At 69.3% G+C, this 1,900-nt stretch carries 2 protein-coding genes; one reads left to right on the top strand and one right to left on the bottom strand.

The annotated features are described in order from the left end of the window. Positions 1 to 1,066 (bottom strand): hydantoinase/oxoprolinase N-terminal domain-containing protein (locus EQG76_RS19145; RefSeq protein ID WP_200840940.1); only part of this gene is annotated, 1,066 nt, incomplete at its 3' end. Between the two features lie 166 nt (positions 1,067 to 1,232). On the opposite strand from EQG76_RS19145, the gene EQG76_RS19140 reads away from it, so the two are divergent. Next, the coding region (locus tag EQG76_RS19140) for a TCP-1/cpn60 chaperonin family protein (RefSeq protein WP_321573488.1) at positions 1,233 to 1,900 on the top strand (668 nt) is incomplete at its 3' end.

Raw genomic sequence — 1,900 nt, 5'->3', positions numbered from 1 at the left:
AGCCGGCACTCTTGGGGCCGACTTGGAGCAGCCCGCCGGAATCGACCCAGGCGATCGAGCCGCCGCCGGCACCGATGCTCTTCACGTCCACCGACGGGAAGCCGGTCATGTGGCCGCGGAAGCGCTGGCCGAGCCAGGTCTCCCGGGTCCACGGGATCCGCCCGTCGCGCACCAGGCTCACGTCATAGCTGGTGCCGCCGGTGTCGGCCACGATCGCCACGGCATTGCCGAAGTCGCGCTCGGCATAATAGCGGCCGGCCACCGGCGCCATGGCCGGACCGGAATTGATCGAGTGAATCGGTGCCCGTGCCACCGCCTCGGCATCCATGATGCCGCCGCCGGACGTGACCATCAGGGTGCGCCCGGCAAAGCCCGCCTCGCGCAGCCGGTTGGTCAGCCCGTTCAGGTACTTGAACATGAGCGGCTTGAGCGAGGCGTCGATCACGGTCGCCGACGCGCGGCGATACTCGCGCAGGGTCGGGTTCAGGACGTGGGAGAGGGTCACGGAGACGTTCGGCAGGTGCTCGGCCAGGAGCTCACCGATCCGGCGCTCGTGCTGGGCGTTCATCACCGACCAGAGCAGGCAGACGCCGACCGCCTCGACCTGCTGCTCCTTCAGCTTCTCGATGATCCCGAGGACGGCAGCCTCGTCCAGCGCCTGGACGACCTTGCCTGCGGCATTGATGCGCTCCGGCACCTCGAAGGTCAGGCGCCGCGGCACATAGGGCTCAGGGTAGGGGACGGTGAAGTTGAACGGCTCGATCCGCCCGCCTTCCCGGATCACCAGCACGTCGCGATGGCCCTCGGTGGTGAGGAACGCGGTCTTGGCGGTGTTGCCGGTCAGGATCGCGTTGATCGCGCGGGTGGTGCCGTGGATGAACATCTGGCCGCGGGCCAGGAAGTCCTTGCGGTCCATGCCGTAATGCGCGGCAGCGAGCGCCAGCGCATCGAGCACGCCGCGCACCGGATCGTCAGGGGTGGTGGATGCCTTGAACAGCCGGATCTCGTCGCCGTCCTCGACAACCAGGTCGGTGAAAGTACCGCCCGTATCGCAAGCCAAGCGCATCCCTGCTTTCCCCTCCCGACCTTTTCAGAAAAGGTAGCCACCGTGTGATCACAGAGGCAAGTGCCGCTGTGATCACGATGCAAGCGCTGTGCCACGGCAGGGCACGATCAATTGGCATGGCCCGTGCTCGGGGATCGGCCGGGCAGAAGGTCGGCAGGGGGACGTGATGGTCGCGAAGGTCGTGCTGGGGGAGTGGCAGACCGAGCAGGCGCTCGGACGGGGCGTGGATCTCGCCGCCGATCTGGTGGCGACCACACTGGGCCCGGCCGGGCGCGCGGTGCTGATCGAGCGACCGTTCGCGACACCCTTGCTGCTGCGCGACGGCTATGCCGTGCTGCAGCAGCTGGAGCGGGCCGACCCGGCCGAAGAGATGGGCCTGCGGGCGATGCGCGAACTCGCCTGGCGCACGCTCGATCAGGTGGGCGACGGCACCAGCAGCGCCGTGGTGCTGGCTCGGGCCCTGCTCCGCGAGGGCCGGCGGGCGGTCCAGGCGGGCTTTGCCGCAGCCGAGCTGCAGGACGCGTTCGATTGCCAGGCTAGCCGCGTGATCGCCTCCCTGGAAGCAAACGCGGTCGCCGATCCCGACCAGGCGCAGCTCGAGCAGGTCGCGGCCCAGGCGGCCGGCGGCGACCTGCCCCTCGCGCGCAGGGTGGTCGAGGCGCATCTGGCGGCCGGCGCGGACGGGGTCGTCCAGGTGGAGGAGGGGCGCGGCAGCCGGGACGAGCTCGACGTGGCGCCCGGCCTGCATTTCGACCAGGGCTGGATCTCCGCCCATTTCGTCGACGACCAGGAAACGCAGAGCGTCGAGATCGCGAACCCGCTGATCATCTTTCA

Origin of the sequence: Geminicoccus flavidas, from assembly GCF_009806515.1 — a bacterium.
Lineage (GTDB): Bacteria > Pseudomonadota > Alphaproteobacteria > Geminicoccales > Geminicoccaceae > Geminicoccus > Geminicoccus flavidus.
This window is presented reverse-complemented; position numbering and strand designations above follow the sequence as displayed.